Origin of the sequence: Acetobacterium paludosum, assembly GCF_008086595.1 — a bacterium.
GTDB lineage: Bacteria > Bacillota > Clostridia > Eubacteriales > Eubacteriaceae > Acetobacterium > Acetobacterium paludosum.
In genome coordinates this window covers 58,744-83,189 of record NZ_RXYA01000007.1, presented here as the reverse complement: position 1 = coordinate 83,189, position 24,446 = coordinate 58,744, and the positions used below count along the sequence as shown (strand labels likewise).

The 24,446-nt window shown below is 36.2% G+C and carries 22 protein-coding genes; 2 read left to right on the top strand and 20 right to left on the bottom strand.

What is annotated here, in order from left to right:
* Nucleotides 1-189 precede the first annotated feature (189 nt).
* Genes FZC41_RS08845 through cooS form a run of 3 tightly spaced genes read right to left on the bottom strand, consistent with a single transcriptional unit; the run spans nucleotide 190 to nucleotide 3,764 of the window.
* Entirely contained in the window at nucleotides 190-1,422 is a 1,233-nt protein-coding gene (locus FZC41_RS08845; protein ID WP_148567043.1) for an NAD(P)/FAD-dependent oxidoreductase, read from the bottom strand.
* Nucleotides 1,419-1,868, bottom strand: coding sequence for a 4Fe-4S dicluster domain-containing protein (locus FZC41_RS08840; RefSeq protein ID WP_148567042.1), 450 nt, complete (start codon nucleotides 1,866-1,868; stop codon nucleotides 1,419-1,421). The genes FZC41_RS08845 and FZC41_RS08840 overlap by 4 nt, the downstream gene beginning before the upstream one ends.
* A 12-nt stretch (nucleotides 1,869-1,880) precedes the next feature.
* Nucleotides 1,881-3,764 carry an anaerobic carbon-monoxide dehydrogenase catalytic subunit gene (gene cooS / locus FZC41_RS08835; RefSeq protein WP_148567041.1) on the bottom strand — a complete coding sequence of 628 codons (1,884 nt, stop codon included), beginning with the start codon at nucleotides 3,762-3,764 and terminating at the stop codon, nucleotides 1,881-1,883.
* 903 nt (nucleotides 3,765-4,667) lie between these two features.
* On the opposite strand from cooS, the gene FZC41_RS08830 reads away from it, so the two are divergent.
* Entirely contained in the window at nucleotides 4,668-5,969 is a 1,302-nt protein-coding gene (locus FZC41_RS08830) for an EAL domain-containing protein (RefSeq protein WP_186855168.1), read from the top strand.
* 79 nt (nucleotides 5,970-6,048) lie between these two features.
* Here FZC41_RS08830 and FZC41_RS08825 read toward each other — a convergent pair whose 3' ends face one another.
* The 15 genes from FZC41_RS08825 to FZC41_RS08760 form a co-directional block, all read right to left on the bottom strand.
* The gene (locus FZC41_RS08825; RefSeq protein WP_243136680.1) at nucleotides 6,049-7,437 is read right to left on the bottom strand and encodes a uroporphyrinogen decarboxylase/cobalamine-independent methonine synthase family protein; all 1,389 of its coding nucleotides are present in this window, start codon (nucleotides 7,435-7,437) and stop codon (nucleotides 6,049-6,051) included.
* A gap of 310 nt (nucleotides 7,438-7,747) precedes the next feature.
* Nucleotides 7,748-7,870 carry a hypothetical protein gene (locus FZC41_RS17730; protein WP_279235174.1) on the bottom strand — a complete coding sequence of 41 codons (123 nt, stop codon included), beginning with the start codon at nucleotides 7,868-7,870 and terminating at the stop codon, nucleotides 7,748-7,750.
* Between the two features lie 9 nt (nucleotides 7,871-7,879).
* On the bottom strand, nucleotides 7,880-9,046 hold the full coding sequence (locus tag FZC41_RS08820) for a uroporphyrinogen decarboxylase family protein (RefSeq protein ID WP_148567039.1): 1,167 nt from the start codon (nucleotides 9,044-9,046) through the stop codon (nucleotides 7,880-7,882).
* A 145-nt stretch (nucleotides 9,047-9,191) separates the two neighbouring features.
* Nucleotides 9,192-10,175 (bottom strand): uroporphyrinogen decarboxylase family protein, encoded by a 984-nt coding sequence (locus FZC41_RS08815; protein WP_148567038.1) that lies wholly within the window; start codon nucleotides 10,173-10,175, stop codon nucleotides 9,192-9,194.
* 56 nt (nucleotides 10,176-10,231) lie between these two features.
* Nucleotides 10,232-10,858, bottom strand: a complete 627-nt coding sequence (locus tag FZC41_RS08810; RefSeq protein ID WP_148567037.1) for a corrinoid protein — start codon at nucleotides 10,856-10,858, stop codon at nucleotides 10,232-10,234.
* 65 nt (nucleotides 10,859-10,923) lie between these two features.
* Nucleotides 10,924-11,727 carry a methyltetrahydrofolate cobalamin methyltransferase gene (locus FZC41_RS08805; RefSeq protein ID WP_148567036.1) on the bottom strand — a complete coding sequence of 268 codons (804 nt, stop codon included), beginning with the start codon at nucleotides 11,725-11,727 and terminating at the stop codon, nucleotides 10,924-10,926.
* Nucleotides 11,728-11,931: 204 nt separating this feature from the next.
* The gene (locus tag FZC41_RS08800) at nucleotides 11,932-12,651 is read right to left on the bottom strand and encodes a GntR family transcriptional regulator (RefSeq protein WP_148567035.1); all 720 of its coding nucleotides are present in this window, start codon (nucleotides 12,649-12,651) and stop codon (nucleotides 11,932-11,934) included.
* A complete protein-coding gene (locus tag FZC41_RS08795) occupies nucleotides 12,652-13,359 on the bottom strand; it encodes a GntR family transcriptional regulator (protein ID WP_148567034.1) in 708 nt (235 codons plus the stop codon). It lies immediately after the preceding gene.
* Nucleotides 13,360-13,371: 12 nt separating this feature from the next.
* On the bottom strand, nucleotides 13,372-14,010 hold the full coding sequence (locus tag FZC41_RS08790) for a cobalamin B12-binding domain-containing protein (RefSeq protein ID WP_148567033.1): 639 nt from the start codon (nucleotides 14,008-14,010) through the stop codon (nucleotides 13,372-13,374).
* Nucleotides 14,011-14,236: 226 nt separating this feature from the next.
* Complete coding sequence (locus FZC41_RS08785) at nucleotides 14,237-15,229, bottom strand: glycoside hydrolase family 16 protein (protein WP_148567032.1); 993 nt, start codon at nucleotides 15,227-15,229, stop codon at nucleotides 14,237-14,239.
* A gap of 42 nt (nucleotides 15,230-15,271) precedes the next feature.
* Complete coding sequence (locus tag FZC41_RS08780) at nucleotides 15,272-15,718, bottom strand: ferritin family protein (protein ID WP_148567031.1); 447 nt, start codon at nucleotides 15,716-15,718, stop codon at nucleotides 15,272-15,274.
* On the bottom strand, nucleotides 15,719-17,116 hold the full coding sequence (locus FZC41_RS08775) for a glycosyltransferase family 2 protein (protein ID WP_148567030.1): 1,398 nt from the start codon (nucleotides 17,114-17,116) through the stop codon (nucleotides 15,719-15,721). It lies immediately after the preceding gene.
* A 3-nt stretch (nucleotides 17,117-17,119) separates the two neighbouring features.
* Nucleotides 17,120-18,193, bottom strand: coding sequence for a HEAT repeat domain-containing protein (locus FZC41_RS08770; protein WP_148567029.1), 1,074 nt, complete (start codon nucleotides 18,191-18,193; stop codon nucleotides 17,120-17,122).
* Nucleotides 18,194-18,207: 14 nt separating this feature from the next.
* Entirely contained in the window at nucleotides 18,208-19,329 is a 1,122-nt protein-coding gene (locus FZC41_RS08765) for a hypothetical protein (RefSeq protein WP_148567028.1), read from the bottom strand.
* 11 nt (nucleotides 19,330-19,340) lie between these two features.
* A complete protein-coding gene (locus FZC41_RS08760; protein WP_148567027.1) occupies nucleotides 19,341-21,476 on the bottom strand; it encodes a family 2 glycosyl transferase in 2,136 nt (711 codons plus the stop codon).
* Between the two features lie 553 nt (nucleotides 21,477-22,029).
* Here FZC41_RS08760 and FZC41_RS08755 point away from each other — a divergent pair.
* Entirely contained in the window at nucleotides 22,030-23,019 is a 990-nt protein-coding gene (locus FZC41_RS08755) for a 2-hydroxyacid dehydrogenase (protein ID WP_148567026.1), read from the top strand.
* On the opposite strand, the gene FZC41_RS08750 is transcribed toward FZC41_RS08755, so the two are convergent.
* Nucleotides 23,014-23,844 carry an RnfABCDGE type electron transport complex subunit B gene (locus FZC41_RS08750; protein WP_148567025.1) on the bottom strand — a complete coding sequence of 277 codons (831 nt, stop codon included), beginning with the start codon at nucleotides 23,842-23,844 and terminating at the stop codon, nucleotides 23,014-23,016. The genes FZC41_RS08755 and FZC41_RS08750 overlap by 6 nt on opposite strands.
* A gap of 12 nt (nucleotides 23,845-23,856) precedes the next feature.
* On the bottom strand, nucleotides 23,857-24,435 hold the full coding sequence (gene rsxA / locus FZC41_RS08745) for an electron transport complex subunit RsxA (RefSeq protein ID WP_148567024.1): 579 nt from the start codon (nucleotides 24,433-24,435) through the stop codon (nucleotides 23,857-23,859).
* Nucleotides 24,436-24,446: the final 11 nt, after the last annotated feature.

Genomic DNA, 24,446 nt, shown 5'->3' with positions numbered 1-24,446 from the left:
TCGAGTGGAAGTACCTTCTTACAGATATAAATACCCTGATAAAGAAAATAAAAACAAATATCATTAGGATTAGGACTTATTGCCCACAAAAAAAACAATTATGTATCAATTATAGACATTAAGCCAAACAAGAAATGTCGGTCAAAAAATGATGTCTACAACGATATATAATTGTCTCTCAGTAGAAAATTATATGGCGTAAAGGTATTCTCCGCTTATAGAATCTACTTTGTAAAAGTCAGCATAACTTAAATCAAAAACGTCTTTGTCAATGCCAGAAACATCGATTTTGTTTTTAATAAGATATTGCCAGAATCCCGTACTGTTTATATTCCCCTGCATAATGACACCGAGAATTATACCGTTTTTCATGACAACCTTTTGATAATTGTTTCGATCTTCTCTTATTAAAACATCGAAGCTTTCTTTAAGTTTTGGATTAATATTGCCCAATGAAAGTGTGGCGAGTCCATAAAAATTAGTTGTGTTTTTAAGAGCATATCGATCTTCGTATCGGAGTTTTTCTCCAAGCATATTGATTGCTGCAATTTTTCCCTGCTTCATGGCATTTGGCCAAATTCCAGAAATTCCTATTACATCGCCGGCGGCATAGATGCCTTTTATATTTGTCTGTAAATCATCACCGACCAGAATCGCATTTTTAGTCGCAATACCTGATTTTTCTACAAAATCAAATGAAGGACGAACCCCAGCGGCAATAACAATAACGTCCGCACAAACTGATTTCCCGCTGGCAAGATGAATCGTTCTGCCCTTCCCCGCTTCATCGATATCAACAGACGTGACCTTATCCGACAACAGGAATTCAGCCCCATGTTCTTCAAAAAGCTGTTGGTAAGCTTCGGCTGATTTTTCATCAAGCTGTAAACCCATAATGCCATTCATCATTTCAATAACAGACACTTTTAAACCGCGCTCCAATAGGGCTACGGCAGCATCCATTCCAACCAGTCCGGCACCGATAACCACAGCGTTTTTTGCAGTTTTGCATTCCGAATCAAGCAGTTGAGCATCTTTTAAATCTCTGAAACCATAGACGTTTTTGGCCTCTCTCAATCCTGGAATCGGCGGAATAAAATAAGAAGCTCCGGTGGCAATAAGCAGTTTATCAAAATATATCGCTTGGTTGTCATTCGTTCTTACAAACTTTTTATCGGTATCCAAATCAACAACTGTGGTATTTTTCAGCCAAGTGATATTGTTTTCCGCAAAGAAATTCTCATGTACAAAGCTAATTCCCTTGGCATCCCGTTCATGCCCCAAATATTTATGGAGCATACAACGGGAATGGATACTGTCTTCTTTTGAAATGACAACTATTTGAGTATCTGGTTCTGCAACCTTTATTGTTTTGGCGGCACTTATTCCGGCAGCGCTGGCTCCAATAATCACAATTTTCATCTACTTACCTCCTTCACTTCAATGGCTTGCTTTGGACATGCTTTAACACAACTTGGCCCATCTTGTTTTTCTTCACAGAAGTCACATTTTATAACTTTGGTGCGGGTCTTATTATCCGGCTTTAAGACCCCAAAAGGACAGTTCATGACACACATGTAGCAGGCAGCGCATTTACTTTCGTCATACTTTACATGCCCGGTTACCGGATCTTTTTCCATAGCACCACTCATGCAAGACAAAACACATTCCGGTTCGTCACAATGGCGGCAGAAGATAGGGGTGTAACCGGTTTTTGCATCAAATTTTATAAAGTTACGAGTTTCAGAATCCACACTTCCAAGATTAACGGTGTAAAAATTACTGCCTTCTTCATGGGCACTAATACAAGCGACATTACAGTTTAAACAACCATCGCATTTTTCACGATCAATGATGATTCGTTTCATGATTACACCTCCTTAGATGTTTAATTCTTTTCTTTTCTTTTCGATGATTTCATTGAGGGTATTTGCTGCAGATTGAGCATTGTCATCTATGATCAATTGTCCTCCGGTAAGATTTAACATATCCTGAGTGAATACCTGCACGGCTACAGGGCTTCCGGTAACAAATGGCGGTAATCCTAAGTGGAGCGGTAACCCAAGTGCTAAACCAAAAGCTCCATCGGCTAAGGCCTGTTCTTCCAACCATTGTGGAGCTGATAAGACAAGAGGCAATTGCGGTAAATCAATGCCAATTGCTTCTGCTAATTCAGTTGCAACTAATTCTAAACGACCAATAGCTAAACAAGGACCAAAATTGAGAACCGGTGGAATACCAAGACTTTCACAAACAGCCCGAAGTTTTGGACCAGCAAGAGAAGCAGCTGAAGGTGACATCAAGCCAACGTTTTCCAATCCGCCTGATGAACAGCCTGCTGACAATACAAGAATATCTTTAGCAATTAGTTCCTTAACCAGACCAACAGTGAGAACATCATGTCCCCCAGCAGTTAGACTTGAGCATCCCACAATCCCTGCGATTCCTTTAATTTCACCACTGACAATTAAATCAATGAGCGGCTTCCATGTTCCCCCTAGAAAAGACTTTAAAGAACCTTCGCTGACACCGGTTAAAGTATCGTCATTGCCATGATCTGGCAGCATATTTAATGTAATTTCACCCCGACGAGTTTGGTATGATTCAATAATTGAATCAATAATTTCATTACTTTGATTTTCTTTTTCTTCGAATACAAAAGGTTTCATTTCCGCATTGGCTTTTTTGGAGACATCATCCAAACAGATTTGCTTGATTTTTAACTCATCACAAATAGGCTCAATCCCTGGCAAAGTACAGTTGAATTCAGATAAAACAGCATCAATGGCACCAGTGGCAAGGATGGCTTCACTAGTGAAGTTGTTGCCCGCATGTCCGTTGAAAATTTTCTGATAATGTTCACCACGTAATTGAAGATCCTGACCCACACAGGTGCAACCAACTAATTTGAAACCCTTTGCTCCAACTGCCTTTGCTTTGGCAATGACATCATCTTCAATCAGGCGATCCTGTAAATATGCAAACATGGCATGCTGATGGCCGGTGATCATAATATTGATATAGTCAGTATCTATTACCCGCAAACCAACTGATGCCAAACGAATGGAAGGTTCTCCCAGCATGATGTCATTTAAGAGATTGGTCAAAGTTAAGCCATAAAGCCCAGTTGAAATGCCTAATTTCAGGCAGTTTAGGTACATATCAACTGGATCTGAGTTTAGATTTGTTGATGTTTTGACAACTCCGGTAAATACTTCTGATTTTGCCCCACCGGGTAATATTCCTAATTCTTTCCAACGATCAAATCTTGGTTTGTAAGCCATTTTTTCAACAAGTTCCATTTTTACATAATCTGGTTTATATAGATCGGCTAAAACCAGATCCGCAATTTTACCCGCGCAGATGTGCTCATCGCTTTCATCGATTTCAAATAATGATGCAAGCTTGGCTAGTGCCTGTTTTCCTTTAAGGACACCATTGCTTTCGGCCGTCTTTTTTAATAATCGAGCAGTGTTTTCGACGATGTGGATATAACAACCAGAACCAGCAGAAACTGCTCTTAAAAAATTTCGCGCAACAATTGTATCTGCTGTGGCACCGCAAACACCCTTTTGAGCATTAGGCGTGATTCGACAGGGACCGTTTGAACAGAGACGACAACAAATTCCTTGTAATCCAAAACCGCATTTTACACTTTGTCCCTCCATTCGGTGATGGGACGTTTCCTGACTTAAATTAGAGATAAAGGTTTCCAGCTTTTGATCCGCACTTGCACAGGTTTTACAGTTAAAATTTGAATTCATTTGATACCCTCCATAAATTTTAAAATTTTAATTCCTAATAATTGTGATTTTTTACATAAGAAATAGCTCAAGGCAATTGTAATTTTCAGAATACAAATTTAGCATTGTCAATTCAATAATGAGAATTGTTTGTATTGCATGAGTTGATCAGATAAATTTGGCATATCTAACCTGAGACATAAAATAATCAATTCATAAAATTAGAATGTTGGTTATTTTATAACTTAATTTAAAATAGTATAACTTGGTTGAAAGAATCACATTCATTAAAAATATATTATAATCATTATAATTAAGTGTTAAGTATATGTCAAGAATGATTCCTGATATAATTTAGCTTTATTCTTTAAATTTAATAAAAGATTCATTTTTATCCTTCAAGTTATAGACTTGAATTAATTTACTATCCTGAAAAGCATTTAGAATTTTATATAAATTGAAAGCTATCATTATGAAAAATATGAACATATATTTTCAATGATAACTATACGAGAGTTTTTGAAGTGTGTTTTTCGGAATTATTAAAAAATGTTGAAGGTAAGTTCAATTAGTAAAACTTGTGATGGATTTGAACATACTATAGAATATTTTTCTGTTTGAATGACGAAAATGATTGAATAAATACTCATTAAACAGTAAAATAACGATATAATTGTTCTGGAAAATTAAATTAGCATAATCAATATAAAGCATTGACGTAAAAGATTAACTATTTTTTGAAGAATACGCAATTGTAAATGACATTTAATGAAAATTAGTTTTAATACTAGTTAAGTGAATTTTTATTCAAATGATAATTATTCAAATCGTTGCAACTACTCATATAGATGTTTTAGTTTTAGTTTTAGTTTTAGTTCAAGTTGAATTTTAAATATAAAAATGTTGGGAATTTGGAGAGAAGAATTGAGAATAACAGAAAGAGAAAATTCAGCAATAGAGAAAGAACTTAATATTAGTGAAATCATTCAGCAAAAAAGCCTGTTGGCTTACTTTCAACCCATCATGTCTGTAACTGGAAATAAAATAATTGGCCTTGAAGGCTTAATCCGCGGGATTATACCCGGAACAACACAAATCATATCACCACTACTTTTGTTTGAAGCCGGCAATAAAGAAGGATTGTCAAAAGATCTTGATCGGGCCTGCAGAGATAAGGTTTTAGCAGCCTTTAAACCTTTCTATCAATCAGACCAGGATCTTTTATTATTTTTAAATTTGGATACTTCGATTATCGATGAAGTTGGATGTTCCAACTATCTGAATGATCAGGTTAATCAGAATGGGATTAATGTCAAGAACATTGTCATTGAAATTAATGAATCCAAAGCAAAAAATACGTTGGCACTTATGCAATTCGTAGATACTTATAAAAATTATGGTTTTCTAATTGCTCTGGATGACGTTGGAGCCGGCTTCTCAAATATGGATCGAATTGCAGATCTAAAACCAGATATCATTAAAATTGATCGTGCTATTGTTCATAAAATGGATTATATTTATCATAAACAGGAAGTTTTTAAATCGCTTGTCAATTTGTCAAATAAAATTGGTGCCTTAATCATTGCAGAAGGCGTTGAAACAAAACAAGAGGCCATACAAGTGTTAAACCTTGGCGGACAACTTATACAGGGCTTTTACTTTTCAAAGCCAGTCGAAGAGTTTGTTTTCAGCGAAGCGCTTCTAGAAAAAAATATTGATATAGTTGAGGAGTACAAAGCTTTTTTGTTCAGGGAGCTAGAGGATTATAATCGGAAATGTCTCAAGTATTCTCAAACAGTGAATCGGATGATAAAATCCATCTCAACTTATGATGTGTCTGAATTTAATTTTCAATTATTAAAATGCATCCAAGATTCCGTATTGATAGACTGCGCCTATGTTCTGGATGAATCTGGAATTCAATGCAGTGAAACAGTCGGAGCAAAACACTCCAGTATTTGTGAGAAACTTGTTTTTCATTCTGCAAAGATCGGTGTGGATCATTCAATTAAAAAATATTATTACAATTTAATTAGAAGAAAACAAAATACTTACGTGACTGAACCTTATGTATCAATGGCAACTGGCAGTCTATGCATCACCTATTCAAAAATTTTTAAGCATACAAATAAAAAATATATATTATGTGTGGATTTTCTGGAAAAAAAGGAGCCAATATCTCTTAGTAATGAAGAATCCGACTTTAAAATAACAAATAACATGTAAATATAAAAGACTGCCAATTTTCATTGACAGCCTTCAAATTATATCCAAATGAAATCAGTAATTTTAAAAACATATAAACTTAAATCAGAAGATTCATATAGAAATTAAAGACTTCCAGACTATATCGTTCGAAATTTGCTCTGGCAAAATCTGGTGTTAAGGGATAATTATTTTTGAATTCATCCCAGTTGAACAAGTATTGCGATTGTGGCAGGGCAACTCGGTTTGCATCGAATTTAAATCCTTCACTATTTAGCGGCGTACCGAAAGACTCACCGGCATTGTCATATTTTGAATAATCTCGTACAAATTCCATCAATGCTGCCAGTGTATCCATTCTCACTTCATTAAGTGTCAGTGGTCCCTTGTCCAGTCCGAAAATATAACCGCCGCCGGGAAGCATGATATCCAGGAATTTCTTCGCCCGGTCGACAATCTGCTCCGGCGTATCCGTCTTAAGCGAACTGCTTGGGAATAAACCACTGATCAAGAATTTCTTGCCGAGTTTGTCTTTGATGGTTTGTGGATCCCCGTATTCGAACATCAGCTGGGAACCGGCAGGTATTTCAGACAACAAAACATCGAGGAACCGCATCCAGTTGTCTTCGCAGAACATTTGAGGTCTTACACCAATAGCGGCATATTGTTCCAGCATCGCTTTGTAGGATGGTATATACAATTCAAGAAAGTCCTTCTCCCGCATGAAAGTTGGCATATGAAGCGGGATGAATACCCCACCTTCTGGTTGCGGATTTGCTGGCAGCCCCCATTGGAATGTCAACGGCATGACGGCATCAGCAGCTTCCTTTATTTCTGATCGATGTCTTCTGATATCCATACTCATACCGGAGAAGCTTCGGAGCTGATCTGCAATAAAATCGAAAGGAGCTTCTGTAAAAGAGAAGGAACCCATAGGGCTTCCGGTATAGTAACCATGAGTTTGAATTAATTCCAGAAAGGTTGGAAGAAGTGACATCATATCATCATTCAGAGCAGATTTTCCCATTTGAATTGCAACTGCCATTTTTATGGGATTGGTTGGATCAAGATTTTTATGCTGTCTTGGGATGACTGTTTCCACAAGAAAGTCGAAAGTTTTTTCAATCAATTGGGGATATTCATTATCAATCATGCCGATAACTTCAGGATGCTGAACAAAACCGCCCTTTCCCATAACAAAAGACTGAGAGCCGTACAACTGATACATTGAAGGCGTTCTCGACAGAAGAAAATCAGCCGGAAGTATCGGACAACTGTCAGAGTAAATATTTTTACATAATTCTTTGGCCGGTTCAGCAAGTCTTGAATAGTCAAATTGAAAATCGAATAAATTCTGTCCGCCGTATTCAGCAATCAGATGCTGTGGCAATGTAATACTGGCCGGCATTCTTTCTGGTATTTTATTTGAATAGAAATCAGAATATATTTTTCCTCGTTCCTGCTGTAATGCTACTGTATCTTTCATCATTATTACCTCCAGTAATCTGAAATTGAATTGACAATTTTCTTTTTTCTCAATCGTTTTGCCTAATGCTAAAAAAGCTATTGCCAAATCGACATATTATTATACTATGTCGATTTGGCATGTTCAATAAACCTGTTTGGATTAAAACTGCAGTTGGATATATAACGTTTGCATTAATGAGACTATCCTAACACAAAGTAAAGCACTTTTCTGTATCTTAAAATACATTCAGAAGTAAAGCTGAAAAATCATTTGAAAAATAATATTGTAAATCCATTTAATCTCCTAAACTCCCGATGATAGAAGAATACAATTAAAAAAGTAATGAAAAAATCATTTCATCAATAATCATTTCAAGTGATTCCTCATCCATTTCATTTTTATGTTTGTTTTTTAAGTCTTCAAATAACATTTCAACACTCTTTATTTCTTCCATAATACACTCCTAATATTTAGCGTAATCATAAACGAATTCATGAACAGCTCTGATATTTTCAAAACAACCATCATCCAAAGAAAGGAGTATCTTATCGGTGGAGAAAATGTATCCTCCACCAGGAGCACATTCATCGATGATTCTTTTTGCCATATCAATGCATTCTTTTTTAGTGCCGTATGATAACTGACTAATGGGCATTCCCCCAATGATGCAGATTTTATGGCCAACTTTTTTTTTGATTTTTGAAAGATCTCCATATTCAAAAATTCCAAGGATTTTTCCGTCAGGAAATGAATCAAAATATTCCAAGTAAGGTGTCCAGTCATTTTCAAAAAACAAACATACCGTGTAATTGTTTTTAGTATACATCTCCAATAACTGATTAAGAAATGGCAGATAGTATTTTTCAAAATCTTTTGGCTTTAAGTAGCTTCCAAGATGAAGCGGCAGTAAAATGAAATGCCCATCTTCAGGGGTATTGTAAATACGCATTTTAATATTGGTAATAAACAAATTGAGCGCCGATGAAGCTTTTAAAAAAAGTTGGGGAATCCGGTTAATATCAGTGATAATTCCTTCAAATCCCCTGAAATAATCCAGAAGCATATCAGGTCCGGAAAAAGCTAAGGTTCTTGCAAAAATCGGGATACCTAAAACGTTTTCAGTCTTATCGATAAGTTCTAAATTGGCTTGTCGATAATTAACAAAAGCATTATACGCATGTTCAAGTGCCTGAGCAGATATTGTGTCACCAGATTCAAGCACTTTGAATTTTTTTGGGAAAAACTCATTTAGAATATAGTGGCCAGGATTTTTTATCAAGGAATTATAATCATCAACATCCATATAACAACTAATTTTATCTTCATAGTTGACGATACCATCCGTCAATTTGTAACTTCCTGAGTTATTGAGGGCATCAAAGATGGGTTTAATCCATAAATTTCCCAGTCCGTATAACCCATCGATGTAAATTTCAGAAAACGTTTTTTCAAAAGCCTTGTAAAACAGAAGCGGATTTTTTAAAACTTTTTCGGCTGATAAACCACAATGATGAACAGGCCACATTTCGGACATAAACAAAATGGGAACTCGATCAGGTGTATCTCTTTTAAAGGCAAGATTGAAACGATCAATTTTTTCTGTATAAATTGTTTGTATTGATGAATCCATATTGAACCCCTTAAAGTTATTTAACAGGTCAATTATAACATATTGGATAAAAAAAGGTATAAAAATCGCTCCATTCCATTTAAAACAGATAGAATTAAAAAGAACAGAACGATAATTATACTATAATTATTAAATTGATTTGATTTTAGAACATTTTTTTTGTCATATTATCAATTTCTACGTCAATTGCTTCATAAACACCTGGGAATGAACTGATGTTTAAGCCTTGGCTTGCGCCAGGAATAAAATACAATTTTCCACATTCTCTGCAGGCATGTTCTACATTTTGTGCAATGACTTCCTGTGACCAGTCCGGGGTATCAATTTTCCCGCTATCGATATCACCCCAGAAAGTAATTTGTTTGCCGTATTTTTTAATTAATTCAGGAACGTTATTGGTTGACATTACGCCCTGCCATATATCGATTCCCATTTCAATCATAAAAGGAACAAGATTTGCTGCGTAGCTGTCGCTGTGATGAATAATCAACTCTACTCCATTTGCTTTGTAGAAGCCGTAGATTTTTTTATAGGCAGGTAATAAAAACTCCTCAAAAGTTGCAGGTGAAATAAATGAGGAAATCTGGCTACCCCAATCATCATGATGGAAAAGTGCATCTGGATGAAGGTGATCAATGACCTGTTTTGCATATCTTATTTCCCAGTCGGTGATGTAGTCAATCAGTTCATGCATCGCTTCTGGTTCTTCATAAAAAGCCATTAATCCCTCTTCCATACTCATCAGGTAATGTGTCAGTTCAAAAACGCCGGGTGCCACTAAAGTTGTTACATATTTTTCGTTGCGATCAACTGAATTGACATGTTCAATCGCTGCCGTCCATCTTTCTTCAGGATAGTCAACTGAAGGGGCTTTAACATATTTTCGCCATTCAGTGATATCTTTCAGAACGATGTGTTCAGCATCATGTACTGGAAAAGAACCGATTTGACCTTTAGGCCATCTAACAGTAACTCCCCAAGAATTCACTATTTCTGTGCCTGGTCCAGGACATAGAGCCAGTTCCATTGGTGTTTCCATGATAATATCAAGAAATTCATACTGCTTTACAAATCGATCCGGATTTCCGCCTTGTATTGTTTCTAATAAATTTTGTTTTATCGATAACATATTATTTCCTCCTTGGAATTGTAGTTGTTAATTTTTGAATAATCATAATGGTTATATTAAGCGACTAATTCTTTTGCTTTCACAGCAGCACTGCCGGCATCAGGCGCATAACCATCGGCACCAATTTCGGCTGCGTATTCCGGGGTGACCGGTGCTCCGCCAACAATAACTTTCATGTCTGGGAAGGCGGCTTTTACGGTTTGTACCGCTTCTTTTAATGCCGGCATGGTGGTGGTCAGCAAACCTGAACAGGCTACCAGGACGACATTGTCATTATCTTTGACTGCCTGTACAAATTTTTCAGCCGCTACGTCGACGCCTAAATCAACCATATCAAAACCAGCGCTTTCCAGCATCATCACAACCAGATTTTTACCGATATCGTGCAGATCTCCGGCGACGGTGCCCATAATGCAGGTTCCCAATGAGTTTGAGGTATCACCGGCCATCACGGGTTTCAGTACTTCAACCCCTTTGGACATCGATTTGGCAGCAATCAGCATTTCCGGGACGAAGATTTCTCCGGCTGAGAACTTATCGCCAACAACACTCATCGATGCAACCATGGCATCCAGGATATCCTGCGCTTTATCTCCGGCATCCAGGGCTTCCTGTACCGCTGCAGCAATCTTCTTTGATTTACCGGCTTCCACCAGGGCTTTTACTTCTTCAATTTTCGACATTTTGTTTTCTCCTTTTTTCTTTTAAATGATTATTTCTTAACGATGTGTGTCGTTAATTATTAAAATTATTTTTTCTGACCAAAAATACCTTCGCGATAGGCGCCGATATATTCCATGCAGTAATCATCTTCACCCAACAAGGCTTCGGTAGCAAACAGCATCCCCATCAGATCCTGATTCAGCGGATCCAGGATAAAGCTGTCCATTCCGGCGTTCATCGCCAGTACGGCAAAAGCCTGGTTGACGATTTTTCGGGCGGGCAGATTGAAGGAAATATTGCTGACAGCACCAGTGACATGAATGGTTGGATACTGTTCTTTAATGCCTCTGATGACTTCGGTTACCATGCTGATGCCTTCTTCTGAAGTGCAGAGCATTTCGATCAACGGATCGATGTGCATTCTTGATGGATCGATCTGGTATTCCTTCACTTTCGCCATTAAATCGGTAAAAACATCGCTACGGTCTTTGGCTGTTTTCGGAATGCCCTTGTCGCTGTTTAACAAAGCAACACATTCCCATTTCGTGTCAGCGATTGCAGGAAATGCAAAATCAATTTTATCACCTTCCAATGATACCGAGTTAAACAATCCCGGTTTGTTGCAATACTTCATCGACTCGACGCAGGTGTGTACGTTGGGGCTGTCCACTGCAATCGGCACATCCGTGGCGTCCTGGACGATATCAATCAGCCATTTCATGGTTTCCAGTTCGATGGCATCATCCACCGAAGCACAGACATCAATAAAATCGGCACCGGCTTCTGCCTGTTTGATGGCTAAACTTTTAATATACTCTGAATCCTTGGCGGCAATGGCCTTCGCGGTGGAAGGAATGGCACCGTTAATTTTTTCTCCAATAATTATCAATACTCTGTTACCTCCATATTTACAGAATTCTTTTTTTAATACTCCAACTCAGATTTTGTGGAGCAATAAGGTATAAACGCAGTTCTTAGAATGTTGAATACTACATGTATACACCAATATCTTAAAATGATAATAGCACTCTTTTTATTAATTGTCAACGGTATTAAATATATTTTAAGAAACATTTCTCGTTGAAAGTAAAATCTATAACATGATGTTATTTTTGTCTGAAACTCCCGAGAGTACAATGTATTCTTTTCTGTAATAAATCGTTCTTTTCCCAAATAGTTTTTCATATCGATCATAAAAAGATTCTTCAACAACAAACAGCGGTATTTGTGATGGTAATTCTAGAAGTTTCTCAATAATCATAGGCGAATCCTTGCCATAAATTGTTATTTTTCGATTGTGAGTAAATATTTTTAACAGCTCCCCTATTTGGTTATGATCTGGAATCTGTGTGAGTGTACTTTTATTTTTTAAGAAAAGTGCCTTACGATAAAAAAATTTAGTAAGAGATAAAGCCACAGCAACATTACCCACCGAATAAAGTTCAGGCAGACATAAGATTTTAGCTTTCTTCGGATCAGAATCATCTCTAAAATCATAAGTATCAGTTTCTGATATTTGTTCAAGTTTAATTTGATCGAGTTTTTCTCCTTGATAGAATAATTCCATGGGATCAAAAGAAAGAATATAGTTGTTGTATTTTGGAATATTCACATAATAACCAACACGCTGAATGGCATAAAGGTACCCGTTATTTACGAGTCGGTTCAGCGCTTTTTTTACGGAAGACTTGCTGGTATCATAAATCTCGCAAAACTCTGATTCGGTTGGTAATTTATCTCCCGGTCTAAGGGTATTGTTTCTTATTTTTTTTATTATATCTTCTTGAATGACTTGATAAATCTGCTGCTTCATTTATTCACCTATTACAGAAATTCCTTCAATGCGACATTTTTTATAATGACAATACAATTGTCCAAATCCAATGGGTAAACCTTCTTGATCCAATATATGCTGTTGAATGATAATTACCGGATCGTAAAGCGAAAGATTCAATAAATTGATGATTTCATCAGGGGGGATTTCCATGCTAATTGCGATTTTTCGATGAACATCAAATATCGATGTTCGGCTGGCAATAATTTCCGGAAATGTAATGTAATTTATTTCTTTTTCCACAATGGGTATTCCTGTAAAATATGGGATGTATTTTATGTCATAAGCGACAATTTCGCCATCACTGTAAAGGAGATGTTTGATCACGACAATCCGTTTATCAGGCGAAACTCTCAGATGATAAATCAATTCAGCAGTGGGTTTGATAATTTCAACTTCCATCAGTTGACTTTCTTTATTTGAACCGATCAGAATATCCAGTTCATCGAATAAAAAGAGATATTTATCACGATTAATTTTTTTTGTAAAATAACCTTTTCCCGGCACAGAGTAAAGCAGATTTTCATCTACGAGAATAGATAGTGATTTTCTCACTGTCATTCGACTGACACTGTATTTAGAACAAAGTTCTTTTTCTGAAGAAAGAGGATCATTGGCACTGAGAAGTCCGTAAGTAATCTGCTTTCGGATATCGTCAGCAATTTTCAAATAAACCGGTTCAGCCATATTATTCTCCCTTTATTTTTGTTCTTGAGTCCAGCTTTTTATAATATTAATTCCCTCGGTGGCATCACGGCTGAATGCATCAGCTCCGATAAAATGAAATGTTTCCTGAGTAAGGGGATTTCCACCAACAATAATTTTTATTTGATTTCTTAATCCGTTCTCTTCAATAAGATCTACTGTGTTTTTCATACTTTTAATAGCGGTATGCAACACCCCGCTTAATGCAAGAATTTCGGGCTTGAGTTTTATAATCTGATCAACAAAGGTCTGCGGAGAAACATCGACACCAAGATCAATAACGTTATAACCGCATGATAGTGCCAAACCGGAAAAAAGACCTTTTCCAATATCATGAAGATCACCCTTTACAGTTCCGATCAGAATAGTGCCATTATAATTCTGATTTTTCTTTGATGTGCTGGGCTGCATACGTTCTTGAGAAAGAATTTCTTTGAAAATAATACCAGACATCATTAAATCAGCGATAAAATAGTTCCCGGTTTCGTATTCTTTACCAACGCAGTCCATTCCCTTTTTTAGCAATTCGATAATTTGATCCGGTTTATAACCGGTCGCGAATGCCTGGTCAACCAACATTAGAATATCCTTTTCATTGACATCTTTCACCGCTTGAATAAGTAGCTCTTCCATTATAAACCCTCATTTTTTTAATTTAATTTTAGTATAGCATAAATATTTATTATAATGAATAGCATTTAATCAAAAAAGAGCTAAAACGGATTCTACAATTTTTCTTGTAAAACTGCCTTGGCTCAAATATCCACAGATTTTCAGACTATGCAACAATTAGAAATGCAATTTAGAGCAGAAAGTTTAGCATGAAATTCTGTCTCCCGGAACGAAAATTAAATCTTTATCAAAATCTGATCCAGTCTACCAATAAGTATTGGTTTTCTTTTGGTTTTTCTCCATCCAGCCATTTAGGATACCAACAGTTAATCATTAAATACATTCCTTCTTTCGGAAAACCATCTGACCAGCTTTGGATAAAAATATTATCAATGTAAAACGCGACATGATCCTTCTGATATTCTATTCGATAGTCATGAAAATCTTTTGTTGGATCAAAGTCCAAGTTACCACTATAAACATTCTTTTTTTCGCCATCTGAGTAAGTCGTAAGCATTAGGTTTCCATCTGACTGATTATAGACTTCAATGTCAATTTCATAAAAATAGTCCGGAGCCTTGTATAGAAAAAAGCCTGTGATTGAAGACGGTGCATCAGGTAGTTTCATCCTCGTTTCAAAAGCCCCGTAATCTTTAAGTTCTTTGGAATATATCTCTCCACCATTAAGAGTATTTTGGGGCATTTCAATGCTTAACAAACCATTATTTAATGTTACATTCTCACTTTTCAATTCACTTCTGCCAAGATTACCTTCTGACACTAACCAAACATTCCCATCCAGTTCATTAAAATCATCTTGGCTCTTAAAGATTAAAAAGCCTTTTTGATCTACACTTTGAGCAATTTCTTTAGCGTCGGAATTTTCTGGAGATTTGTCCCAAACAATAATTTCAGTTTTATAACTGCCACTCTTAAAATCAACTGGAATGGTCCAATCAAGAGCGACATGCGTTTCTTTTTCCGAAGAAATTGTCTCTTTCTGTATAGATGAATCGATCTGATTGTCAGAATTATCTTTGATTTCAAACTCAACCCAAACTTCTTTTTCATTTTTCATTGGATTAAGAATATTTATTTCAGAACTGACTTTTTCTTGACAAAAATATACGCCATTCGGGTGATGAAAACTTTTAATCACGAGGTTTTCATTATTTAAATGACAACCTGTAAGGCCAAGTACAGTTATACTGATAATAAACAGTAGTACCCTTCTCATCATAGCTCCTAATCTTTTTTGGCACAAATTCAGATGTCTGTTTTCTTATTTAAGTTCATAAAGTCGATCTAAAATAAACAACATATGTTTTCTTTCTTCTTTAGTAATATTTTTAAACATTTTATATTTATTCGACTCTTTTTCATATACACTTAATTGCGCTGAATAGATATCTATGGAATTCTTTTCTACTTGCAAAGCAAATTGAAAAAATTCTTTCTCTGAATGGATATCAAGTTTTCCTCCATTAATTTTTATATGATCGATTTGTTGGTTTAAAATCAATTCAATTTCTTTATTTACCATTTCATCTTTTATGTGTTCGTCTCTAGATAGATCTAACATTAATCGCTGATGCTTTGCTTCTTCCTGGGAAAAGGCAAGAACAACCGGTTTTAATTTTTCGCTGCATGATTCGGAAAATTCTTCATATAAATCTTCTCCGAGTTTCTCAACATGAGAAAGCTCTAAAAAATATTCTTGTAAATTCATTTATTCCTCCTTGTTTGAAAAGGTATTTCTTTTTATTGTACCCCAATCCTTACTTCCTTTTTTGAAATTAAAAAAAGATCGGACTCGCCACCATACCGTAAGTTGGCGATAAAAAAATTGCTCTAAAAAGCTGTAAAGTATAAGTTTAGAAATTTCTTTAAACCCACTATAGCGTTTGTAAGAAAATTCTTCAAATAATATCCCTGAAAGTGAAAACAATATACCAAATAGAAAAGCCATTAAAAAAACAAAGATGAAGAATTTTGAAACACTTCCAGTAATGATTGCAATAATAAACATGAAATAACCAAAAGTCTCAATGACAGGACCGATCATTTCCACTAAAAAGAAATATGGCATGGCTAAAATTCCCACTGTCCCATATTTAGGGTTAAATATCATTTTCTTATGCTTCAGAAGGGAATCACTCAAACCGCGTTGCCATCTAATTCGTTGAGACTTAAGATCTTTTAGCGTGTCTGGTGCCTGTGTCCAGCAGACAGCATCTGACGCAAAATCAATTTTATATTTCAGTTTGTTTTTTCTAAAATATTCATGCATTTTTAAAGTGAGTTCCATATCTTCCCCAATAGTTGTACTGTATCCTCCCACAGCAACCACCGCTGATTTTTTAAAGACCCCGAAAGCTCCAGAAATAATTAGCAGTGCATTGATTCTTTCCCACCCAATTCGACTCGTTAAAAAGGCTCTGAAATATTCAATAATTTGAAATCTGACAATGGCTTGCTTGGGTAATTTTGCTTCCAATAATTTGCCTTCTTTGATGGTACATCCATTTGCTATTCTGATAATACCACCAACTGCAATAGTATCTTCATGAATGAGAAATGGCTTTACAATTCTTAATAAGGCATTTTTTTCGATGATACAATCTGCATCAATTCCACAAAAAAGGGGATACCGGGATAAATTGATTCCTGCGTTTAAAGCATCTGCTTTTCCGCCATTCAATTTATCTACAATAACAAGATTTGGAATAACAAAGGATCCATAGACCCCTCTAATTTCTTTACAATCAACTTGCATATTTATTTCTACGTCAATTCTTCTCAAATTGAAATAGTCGATTGTTTTCTCCAGAGTATTGTCTGAGGAACCGTCATTTATCACAATTATTTCAAATTCGGGATAATTTAGATCTAAAAGTGAAATAATATTATCGATAATTGTTGCCTCTTCATTGAAAGCTGGGATAATGACGGAAATGGGTTTTGTATAATTACTGATAATGGTAACATCATTATTAATGCGCTTAACAAATTCCTTGAGCTCTCCCGAGGATATGAGTATTAATAAGACATATAACAAGCTGACGACAAAAAAATACACGAATATTATTTGGCTGTAAATTGCGATGCTGTTTACGATTATATCCATTTATTACACCTCAATATTCTTTACTGTATTGTAAACATCGTGATTAGCATTTAAAAAATAATAGGCTAAATCAGAAATCTTTTCATCACTTGATTCAAGTGACAAATCGATAAGACTGAACAAACCATCTTCACCCATTGCCACTATTGATTTAATCGCATTATAGCGTACCCACCACTCGCTGTCTTTTGTCATTTTCAGCAAAACATCTTTGACACTTTCAAATTTAAAACTGCTGAGACCTTTTGCAACAGCCACTCTGACTTGCCAATTTTCTTCATTTTCATATATTCTTCTCAGCACATCAATATATTTTGCATTCCGGCTGTTGCCTAATGCTTCAATTGCCGCAATTTTCACTTCTCTCTGATCATTCAAGAATTTTTCCAAATGATCGGAATAGTCTTCTCTTAGAATATCATCTTTTATCATAATTACTTTTATAAAAATAATTTTTCCTTTGACTGATTCCTCTTTTTCCAGCAGCTCGAGCCATTCTTCAAAAGCCAGATCAAACTGTCTCAAAATCTCAATAATTCGATCCCTGAAAATATCGGAGCGAACCAACTGCTGGATGGCTGCTATTTTTTTATCTTTTTGAGCATTGATACGCGCTAGTCCAAAATAGCTCATATAGCTGATGTCCAAATCTTCAGACTGGGCAAAATCCATTAGGATATCATATGCCTGTTCAGATCCCATTAAAGCCAGCTTTTTCAGATAAATGATGTTCAGTTTCTTTCTTAATTTTTTAATGACTAAGTCTACCAAATTAAGACTAACAAATTGTGTGCTGAGATTTACATGATTTGCTTCTGCATATTCTACCATTATGTCTATGGCTATCATTTTCAAATAATTGTTCTTTAATTCCCGTTTGACCTGCACCTCATGGTTTTCGTCATTTAGAAAGGCAATAATCATTGGTTTTAAATAAATGGATTTTTTTTCATAGCGCTTTTTTTTAATCTTGTCTTTTATGATTTGATAATAAACAGATATTAGCAAGATGACATTGACGATGATTAGTATATATATGTTTAAGATAATAAATGACTGCATATTATTTGAAAACATTTTTTTTCACCATCCTAATTTATTGAGCTGATAATTTTTTCAATCAAAGGATAATAGACATTCCAATAAAAGTAATTTTGATTGGAGTCTTCATCAAAAGTTGTAATCCGATTTAAAAACGGAATTCCTGGCATATTATAAATACTCGGTGTTGACTTACTGTCTGCAAAATCACCGGCAAAGTAATAACTGGTGTAAGGCCCTGTTTTCCTCACAATCGCTGGAAACACTGTGGGGATTTCATATTCATCCAATATTTTTTGTCCGGCTTCAGTTACGTCCAGTTTATAGTTAGCAAGAACCTCAGTATCTTTATCTGCACTTGCTATTTCAAACCAATAATAATAGTTTGTATTATTTCTTATTGGAAATTCATTTTTTACATTTTCTGAAAAATTTATGGAATTCAAGTCTTTTCCCAATTCAACATTATTTCTTAAAACAATAATGGTATCATCAGCACCAACTAAAACAATACCGGCTCCGGTAAAGTCCCACTTTATTCCATATTGCATGGCATAATTTTCTTTCATCCAGGCGGGGATTTCAAGGTTTTCTTTTGAAAGGTCGGAAAAATACCGACCCATCCAGTTATTCCATTTAATTCCAAAAATATTTTCCAGGTCTGCTCTTGCCTGACTTTCGGTAGGGCTGGCTAAAATATTAAATTCTCCAATAATCACATTATGATCGAGGGCATTCTTGATACTGGTTACTTCTTTTTCCTGGGTCCCACCATAAATGATTCCTGAGCGATTACCCTGATCACTTTTATTGTAGAAATCCTCTTTGTAAACACCATAAGTGTCGGTTAAATAGATTAAATCAGGCTTCCCCAGATTATCAGGAATCTCTTTGATGGTGTATTGTTCGTTATTCAAAGGAAAGAAGCCATAATAATCCTCTTCATATTTAAATGGTTTGTTTAATTCCCCGTTATTTACCTTTAAATTATTGAGTATCCACATGAGGCCCTTGTGTTCCCGATAGGTAGTGTCGGGAACCGTTTTGTCAATGATGACGACATCAAGAGTTTTTGAAGGTTGGACAAACCAGACTCCAAAAGGTGCCCCAACGATAATGACCAGAATAAAAACCATTATTTCAACTATTTTACGATTTTTTCGTCTCTTCATTGCATGCCTCTCTATTGATATAAATTAAATGCATCTTTTAAAATGTAGTAAGATGGTTTCAGTCGTTCATGGTAAACTGGGATATCCCAATCTTCCCAACCATAAAAATTCATCGCAATGTTTGCATCGGTCATATTATTTAAAATCCCCACACCAGCATTAATACCATCGATTTGCAGGGGTTGTATTCCATTAATATGCAAGTCATTCATAACTATTTTAGAAGAAGGATCCATAAAATTTAGGAGCTGCCAGGGTATTCTGATTTCAAGAATATTATCCTTCATACAAAAATCCGTCAGGGAATTAAAATCGCTGTTATTGGGATTCCCATCTCCGTAAGCAAGTTTACCTGTTTCATATTGACTTAAGGGAACCGTAATTTTATCCTCCGGCAAATACAAATCCTTACTTAAGTATAGATTCATGGGATCAAATGCGCCACTATTATTAATACTGAATTCTGATTTCTTTGGAATTATGTTGCTATTTTCACCATAAAGATACTGAAAACTATCATAATAAGCGTCGACCATGATTCTCGAATTATCTTTTCCATTAATTGAAATCAAGAAATCAGCTGCTTTATCAAAACTCACATCATTATTGCTGGTATTCCCTTGATTTTGTATGGTGTCCACCGGAATAATCAGAGTATCTTGATCAAAATTGTAATTTGATGTCTTTACCATGAAATAGACATAGGCGTCATCGGATTTTACAAACAACTCATTTTCGTTGTTTGTACTAATCGGCGTGCTACCTTCCCACTCTTTTGCATTCCCATCGACATAGCAGGGGCATTCTTTTTCGCCGGAATCAAAGGCGAGTAAACCAAAGTGCTGCTCATTGGTTTGCTGGTTGTTCCAATATGCGCGTCGTTGTGGCAAATCTAAATCCATGGTGTTCCAGGTTCTCTTAAACCATTCATCCTGAAATGCAAACACCAAACCACCGGCATATCCCTCATTATATATGTCTTTTAACATTGATGCTTCCATTTCACCTTGTTGTGTCTCGGTTACATTCCCCTGATTAAACCCCATGTAAATATTATCATGAGCCTTACCACGACCAGCGGGTATTCCAAACTCTGCCACAAGAATAGGCATGGTATGCTGCTTTTTCAGATCCGCTAAATAACCTCCATAGGTATCCACATTTCCATTCTCATCTTTATTATTAATGTACTGCTTCTGATAATTCATAAAATTAGGATAATAAGGATAGATATGATAGGAAGCAAACAGGCCGGGTTTAAATGTATCTTTCTTTTTAATATGTTCCATATTGACTGACACACTGTCTTCGTTTTCAAGAGGTTCATTGGGATGACTCAGCATATCGGTTGTGGGCCAATTTACAAAGCTCACCGTTTTTTGCATTTTATAATGATCCGTTTCGTAGGCAATGCAATCATTCCCTGATTCACATAAAAAATTCTCAAAGGGAGAAGCATTCACACTGTAAAGATATTGGCCATCATAATTTGTCTTTTCCGAGTTGTTATTATTCGTCGTCATCACAAAACCCGGATCCCATTCGATTCCCATAATATACCCAATTACATATTGAGATACATCGGCTTCATAGACCCCATAGGCATGTCCTGTCTGTTTTTGCACGATTTTATTTCCGTGCAAAACGTCAATGGTTGCTTCTATTTCACTTTTAAACTTATCCTTGATCTCTGGATTATAGGCATCCATGTAGGTGGCAATATCTTCTTCATTAATCCAGACACCTTGGATCAATAATAGCGGCGTTTTCGCGCTTTGATTATATTCTAGCAGGGCATTATAAAAATCAGGTTTTAAAATGGTATAAACCCTAATGGTATTTGCATTCATATCGCTAATATATTTAAACCATCGTAGATAGTCATCTTTAGTGGTTCCAAATTCTCCCGGAAAGTTACCGGGCATACCCGCACCAATGTTAACACCTTTAATAAATTCCTTTTGCCATTGGTTATTCCGATAGACATAAAAATATTCTGAATCAACCTTGGCCAGATATTGAATATCATTCGTATCTGTGTACATGGATATTTTATTGTTCATCATTCTCGAAAATATTTGATAACTGATAACACCAATTACAGCTAGACTAATTAAGATAACAACTATGATAATCTTTTTCTTCATTATTGCGATTCACCTTCACTATAAAAATCAGAACTACTTTAGCAAAACGTTTGATATGAAAACTCATCCATATTCAAAATTTTCAAAATTCCTTATGCCAGTTCGTTTATATTTTCACATCTAACAATTTTTTCCTATCCCGCTGAATAACAAGCTCGAGCATCATCCTCATCTTGCAATTCTACTGTTGTATATTTTGAATAATCTGTATATTTTTCTATTCAACAACATGTACACTTTTTCCAATATATAGTGGAAAATAACTTTTTAATATTATTACCCAAATATAATGCAAATTATAGTTTTTAATTATTTTATTTCAGAAAAACATGATAATAGCTCTTCAAGCTTTCCAATTTCTCAAATTAAAGAGAAATTTCCCCTAATAATCATCGTATTCTTTAAAAAAATAAACCTTTTCTGTGCCGGAAATATTCTCAGAAAAATAATTAGAACAGGAGCGGTAGCTATGGTACGACAACAGAAATAATTAGTAGCGTTTAATTCATTCACACGATATAATGAATTATATCAAAATAACGGAGGTTACACTATGACTAAGGTACTGATTTTAACATCTAAGAAACGGGTGGAAAAGTTTTCCGATTTAACAAATATTCCAAAAGATTGGGATCTCATTTTCGGTGAAGACCTTACTACCGATGACGCCATTCTTTATGCCGGAGGCGATGCCGATTTTATTTTTGCCGATGCCGTTCGAGAGGTCAGTAAAAACTTAATTGATAACATGTCCAATCTAAAACTCATTCATTCTGAAGGGGTGGGCTATAATAAAATTGATCTTGATGCCGCAAAAGAAAAAGGTGTCTATGTTTGTAATAATACTGCCGCTAACTCCGGGGCGGTGGCAGAACATACTATTCTGCTGATGCTGGGGCTTCAGCGAAGGCTTCTGGAGGGGGATCAGATGGTTCGCAGCGGCCAACAGATTCAGGCAAAGGGGTCATTTATTCTAGAAGGAATTTCCGAACTAGGGGCCTGTCATATAGGTCTAGTGGGAATGGGTTCTATTGCTTTTGAAACGGCAAAGCGATTGAAACCTTTTGGCTCAAAGCTAAGTTATTTTAATCGCACCAGAAAAATCCAGACCGAAAAGGAATTGGGACTGTCCTATTTACCACTGGAAGAACTCTGTAAAACATGTGATATCATCAGCCTCCATCTGCCTGTAACACCAGAAACGACAGGACTGATCAATCAGGAGCTGTTGACACTGATGAAACCAACAGCCTTGCTTATTAATACTGCCAGAGGCGAACTGGTTGTCCAGGAAAGTTTGGTCACAGCTCTAGTCAATGGACAGATTGCAGGAGCAGGATTGGACACATTGAATCCTGAGCCTGTTACCCTGGATAATCCTCTTCTTAATCTGCCGGAGGATTACCAATATAAACTGTTGTTCACCCCCCATATTGCCGGAACTACCAAACAGGCTTTTGAAAAAATGCACAAAACCGTATGGGCAAATATTTTAGCGGTATCACAGGGGGAACAACCAATCAATTGCGTTAATGGGTTATAATCCAGTTTGAGCTGTTGATTTGCCATATTCAATATCACCGGATATACAGTTCATCGGACATTTATCAACACATTCATAACATTGGCGACATTTATCATAATCAATTTTCGCACAATTATTTTCCACTTTTATGGCATCAAAATTACACGCTTTTTCACAGGCTCCGCAACCGATACAAGCAGTTGTACAGGATAATCGGGCAATCTTCCCTTTGTCCAAGTTATGACATTTAACGATGATTTCTTGTGTTATCGGCACCAAATTCATGACTGATTTTGGACAGGCATCCACACATTTACCACAGGATGTACATTTATCAGGATCGACCTTCGGCAGTCCGTCCTCACCCATGCTGATCGCATTGAATGGGCAAACGGACTTACAGGTTCCATACCCCATACAGCCATAACGACATCCTTTAGCACCACCCGAAGCAATCATTGCTTCACGGCAGTCCATTTCACCATAATAGTCAGCACGGTTAGGTGCCGTTTCACAGGTTCCCTGACAAATAACGGTTGCAATTTTTTTAACCGCGCTGCCAGCTTCTTTGCCCATAATTTTGGCAATCACAGCGGCCGTATCACCTCCGCCAACCGGGCAGACATCAACAGCTGCTGAACCTTCCACAATTGAACCGGCCAATGCATCACATCCTGGGAAGCCACATCCGCCACAATTTGCGCCCGGCAAAGCCGCTCTGACTAATGAAACCCGAGGGTCTTCCTGCACTTCAAAAACCTTGGCAGCAATAGCCAGACCAATTCCAAAAATCAAACCAAACGCGCTAATGATACCGACTGGAACTAAAATTGCATTTAACATTTCCATATCCTCCTAACCCAGTTTCATTCCGGAAAAACCTAAAAATGCTATCGCCATTAATCCTGCGCTTAATAAGGCAATGGGAAATCCTTCAAGAGCCATTGGTATTTCTGATGATTCAAGACGTTCCCTAACACCTGCAAAAAGCACAATCGCCAGTGTGAAACCCAGTGCTGCTCCAATCCCATTAACAACCGTTTCAATAAAATTGTATTCATACTGAATATTTAAAAATGCCACTCCCAACACAGCACAGTTTGTTGTAATCAATGGCAAAAACACACCAAGAGCCTGATACAAGGACGGAGTCATTTTTTTTATAACCATTTCGACAAACTGAACCAATGCCGCAACAACTAAAATAAAGGCGATTGTCTGTAAATAACCAAGGTTTAGGGGTTCCAGAATCGTATACTGCACAACATAGGTAATCGCTGAAGCCAAAGCCATAACAAAAGTTACAGCAGCACCCATACCGAGAGCTGTTTCGACTTTTTTAGAAACGCCTAGAAACGGACAGATACCTAAAAAACGGGATAATACAAAGTTATTAACGAATATACTACTAATCAGAATAAAAATCAAACTCATTTATCTCTTCC

Coding starts and splice junctions, on each gene's coding strand:
- FZC41_RS08825 (WP_243136680.1), bottom strand. CDS start 7,437: ATGATGAAAGATACAGTAGCATTACAGCAGGAACGAGGAAAAATATAT.
- FZC41_RS08750 (WP_148567025.1), bottom strand. CDS start 23,844: ATGTTAAATGCAATTTTAGTTCCAGTCGGTATCATTAGCGCGTTTGGT.
- FZC41_RS08790 (WP_148567033.1), bottom strand. CDS start 14,010: ATGGAAGAGCTACTTATTCAAGCGGTGAAAGATGTCAATGAAAAGGAT.
- FZC41_RS08800 (WP_148567035.1), bottom strand. CDS start 12,651: ATGAAGCAGCAGATTTATCAAGTCATTCAAGAAGATATAATAAAAAAA.
- FZC41_RS08840 (WP_148567042.1), bottom strand. CDS start 1,868: ATGAAACGAATCATCATTGATCGTGAAAAATGCGATGGTTGTTTAAAC.
- FZC41_RS08760 (WP_148567027.1), bottom strand. CDS start 21,476: ATGAAGAAAAAGATTATCATAGTTGTTATCTTAATTAGTCTAGCTGTA.
- FZC41_RS08775 (WP_148567030.1), bottom strand. CDS start 17,116: ATGGATATAATCGTAAACAGCATCGCAATTTACAGCCAAATAATATTC.
- FZC41_RS08755 (WP_148567026.1), top strand. CDS start 22,030: ATGACTAAGGTACTGATTTTAACATCTAAGAAACGGGTGGAAAAGTTT.
- FZC41_RS08845 (WP_148567043.1), bottom strand. CDS start 1,422: ATGAAAATTGTGATTATTGGAGCCAGCGCTGCCGGAATAAGTGCCGCC.
- FZC41_RS08770 (WP_148567029.1), bottom strand. CDS start 18,193: ATGTTTTCAAATAATATGCAGTCATTTATTATCTTAAACATATATATA.
- FZC41_RS08810 (WP_148567037.1), bottom strand. CDS start 10,858: ATGTCGAAAATTGAAGAAGTAAAAGCCCTGGTGGAAGCCGGTAAATCA.
- FZC41_RS08820 (WP_148567039.1), bottom strand. CDS start 9,046: ATGGATTCATCAATACAAACAATTTATACAGAAAAAATTGATCGTTTC.
- rsxA (WP_148567024.1), bottom strand. CDS start 24,435: ATGAGTTTGATTTTTATTCTGATTAGTAGTATATTCGTTAATAACTTT.
- FZC41_RS08765 (WP_148567028.1), bottom strand. CDS start 19,329: ATGAAGAGACGAAAAAATCGTAAAATAGTTGAAATAATGGTTTTTATT.
- FZC41_RS17730 (WP_279235174.1), bottom strand. CDS start 7,870: ATGGAAGAAATAAAGAGTGTTGAAATGTTATTTGAAGACTTAAAAAAC.
- FZC41_RS08785 (WP_148567032.1), bottom strand. CDS start 15,229: ATGATGAGAAGGGTACTACTGTTTATTATCAGTATAACTGTACTTGGC.
- FZC41_RS08780 (WP_148567031.1), bottom strand. CDS start 15,718: ATGAATTTACAAGAATATTTTTTAGAGCTTTCTCATGTTGAGAAACTC.
- FZC41_RS08795 (WP_148567034.1), bottom strand. CDS start 13,359: ATGGCTGAACCGGTTTATTTGAAAATTGCTGACGATATCCGAAAGCAG.
- FZC41_RS08815 (WP_148567038.1), bottom strand. CDS start 10,175: ATGTTATCGATAAAACAAAATTTATTAGAAACAATACAAGGCGGAAAT.
- cooS (WP_148567041.1), bottom strand. CDS start 3,764: ATGAATTCAAATTTTAACTGTAAAACCTGTGCAAGTGCGGATCAAAAG.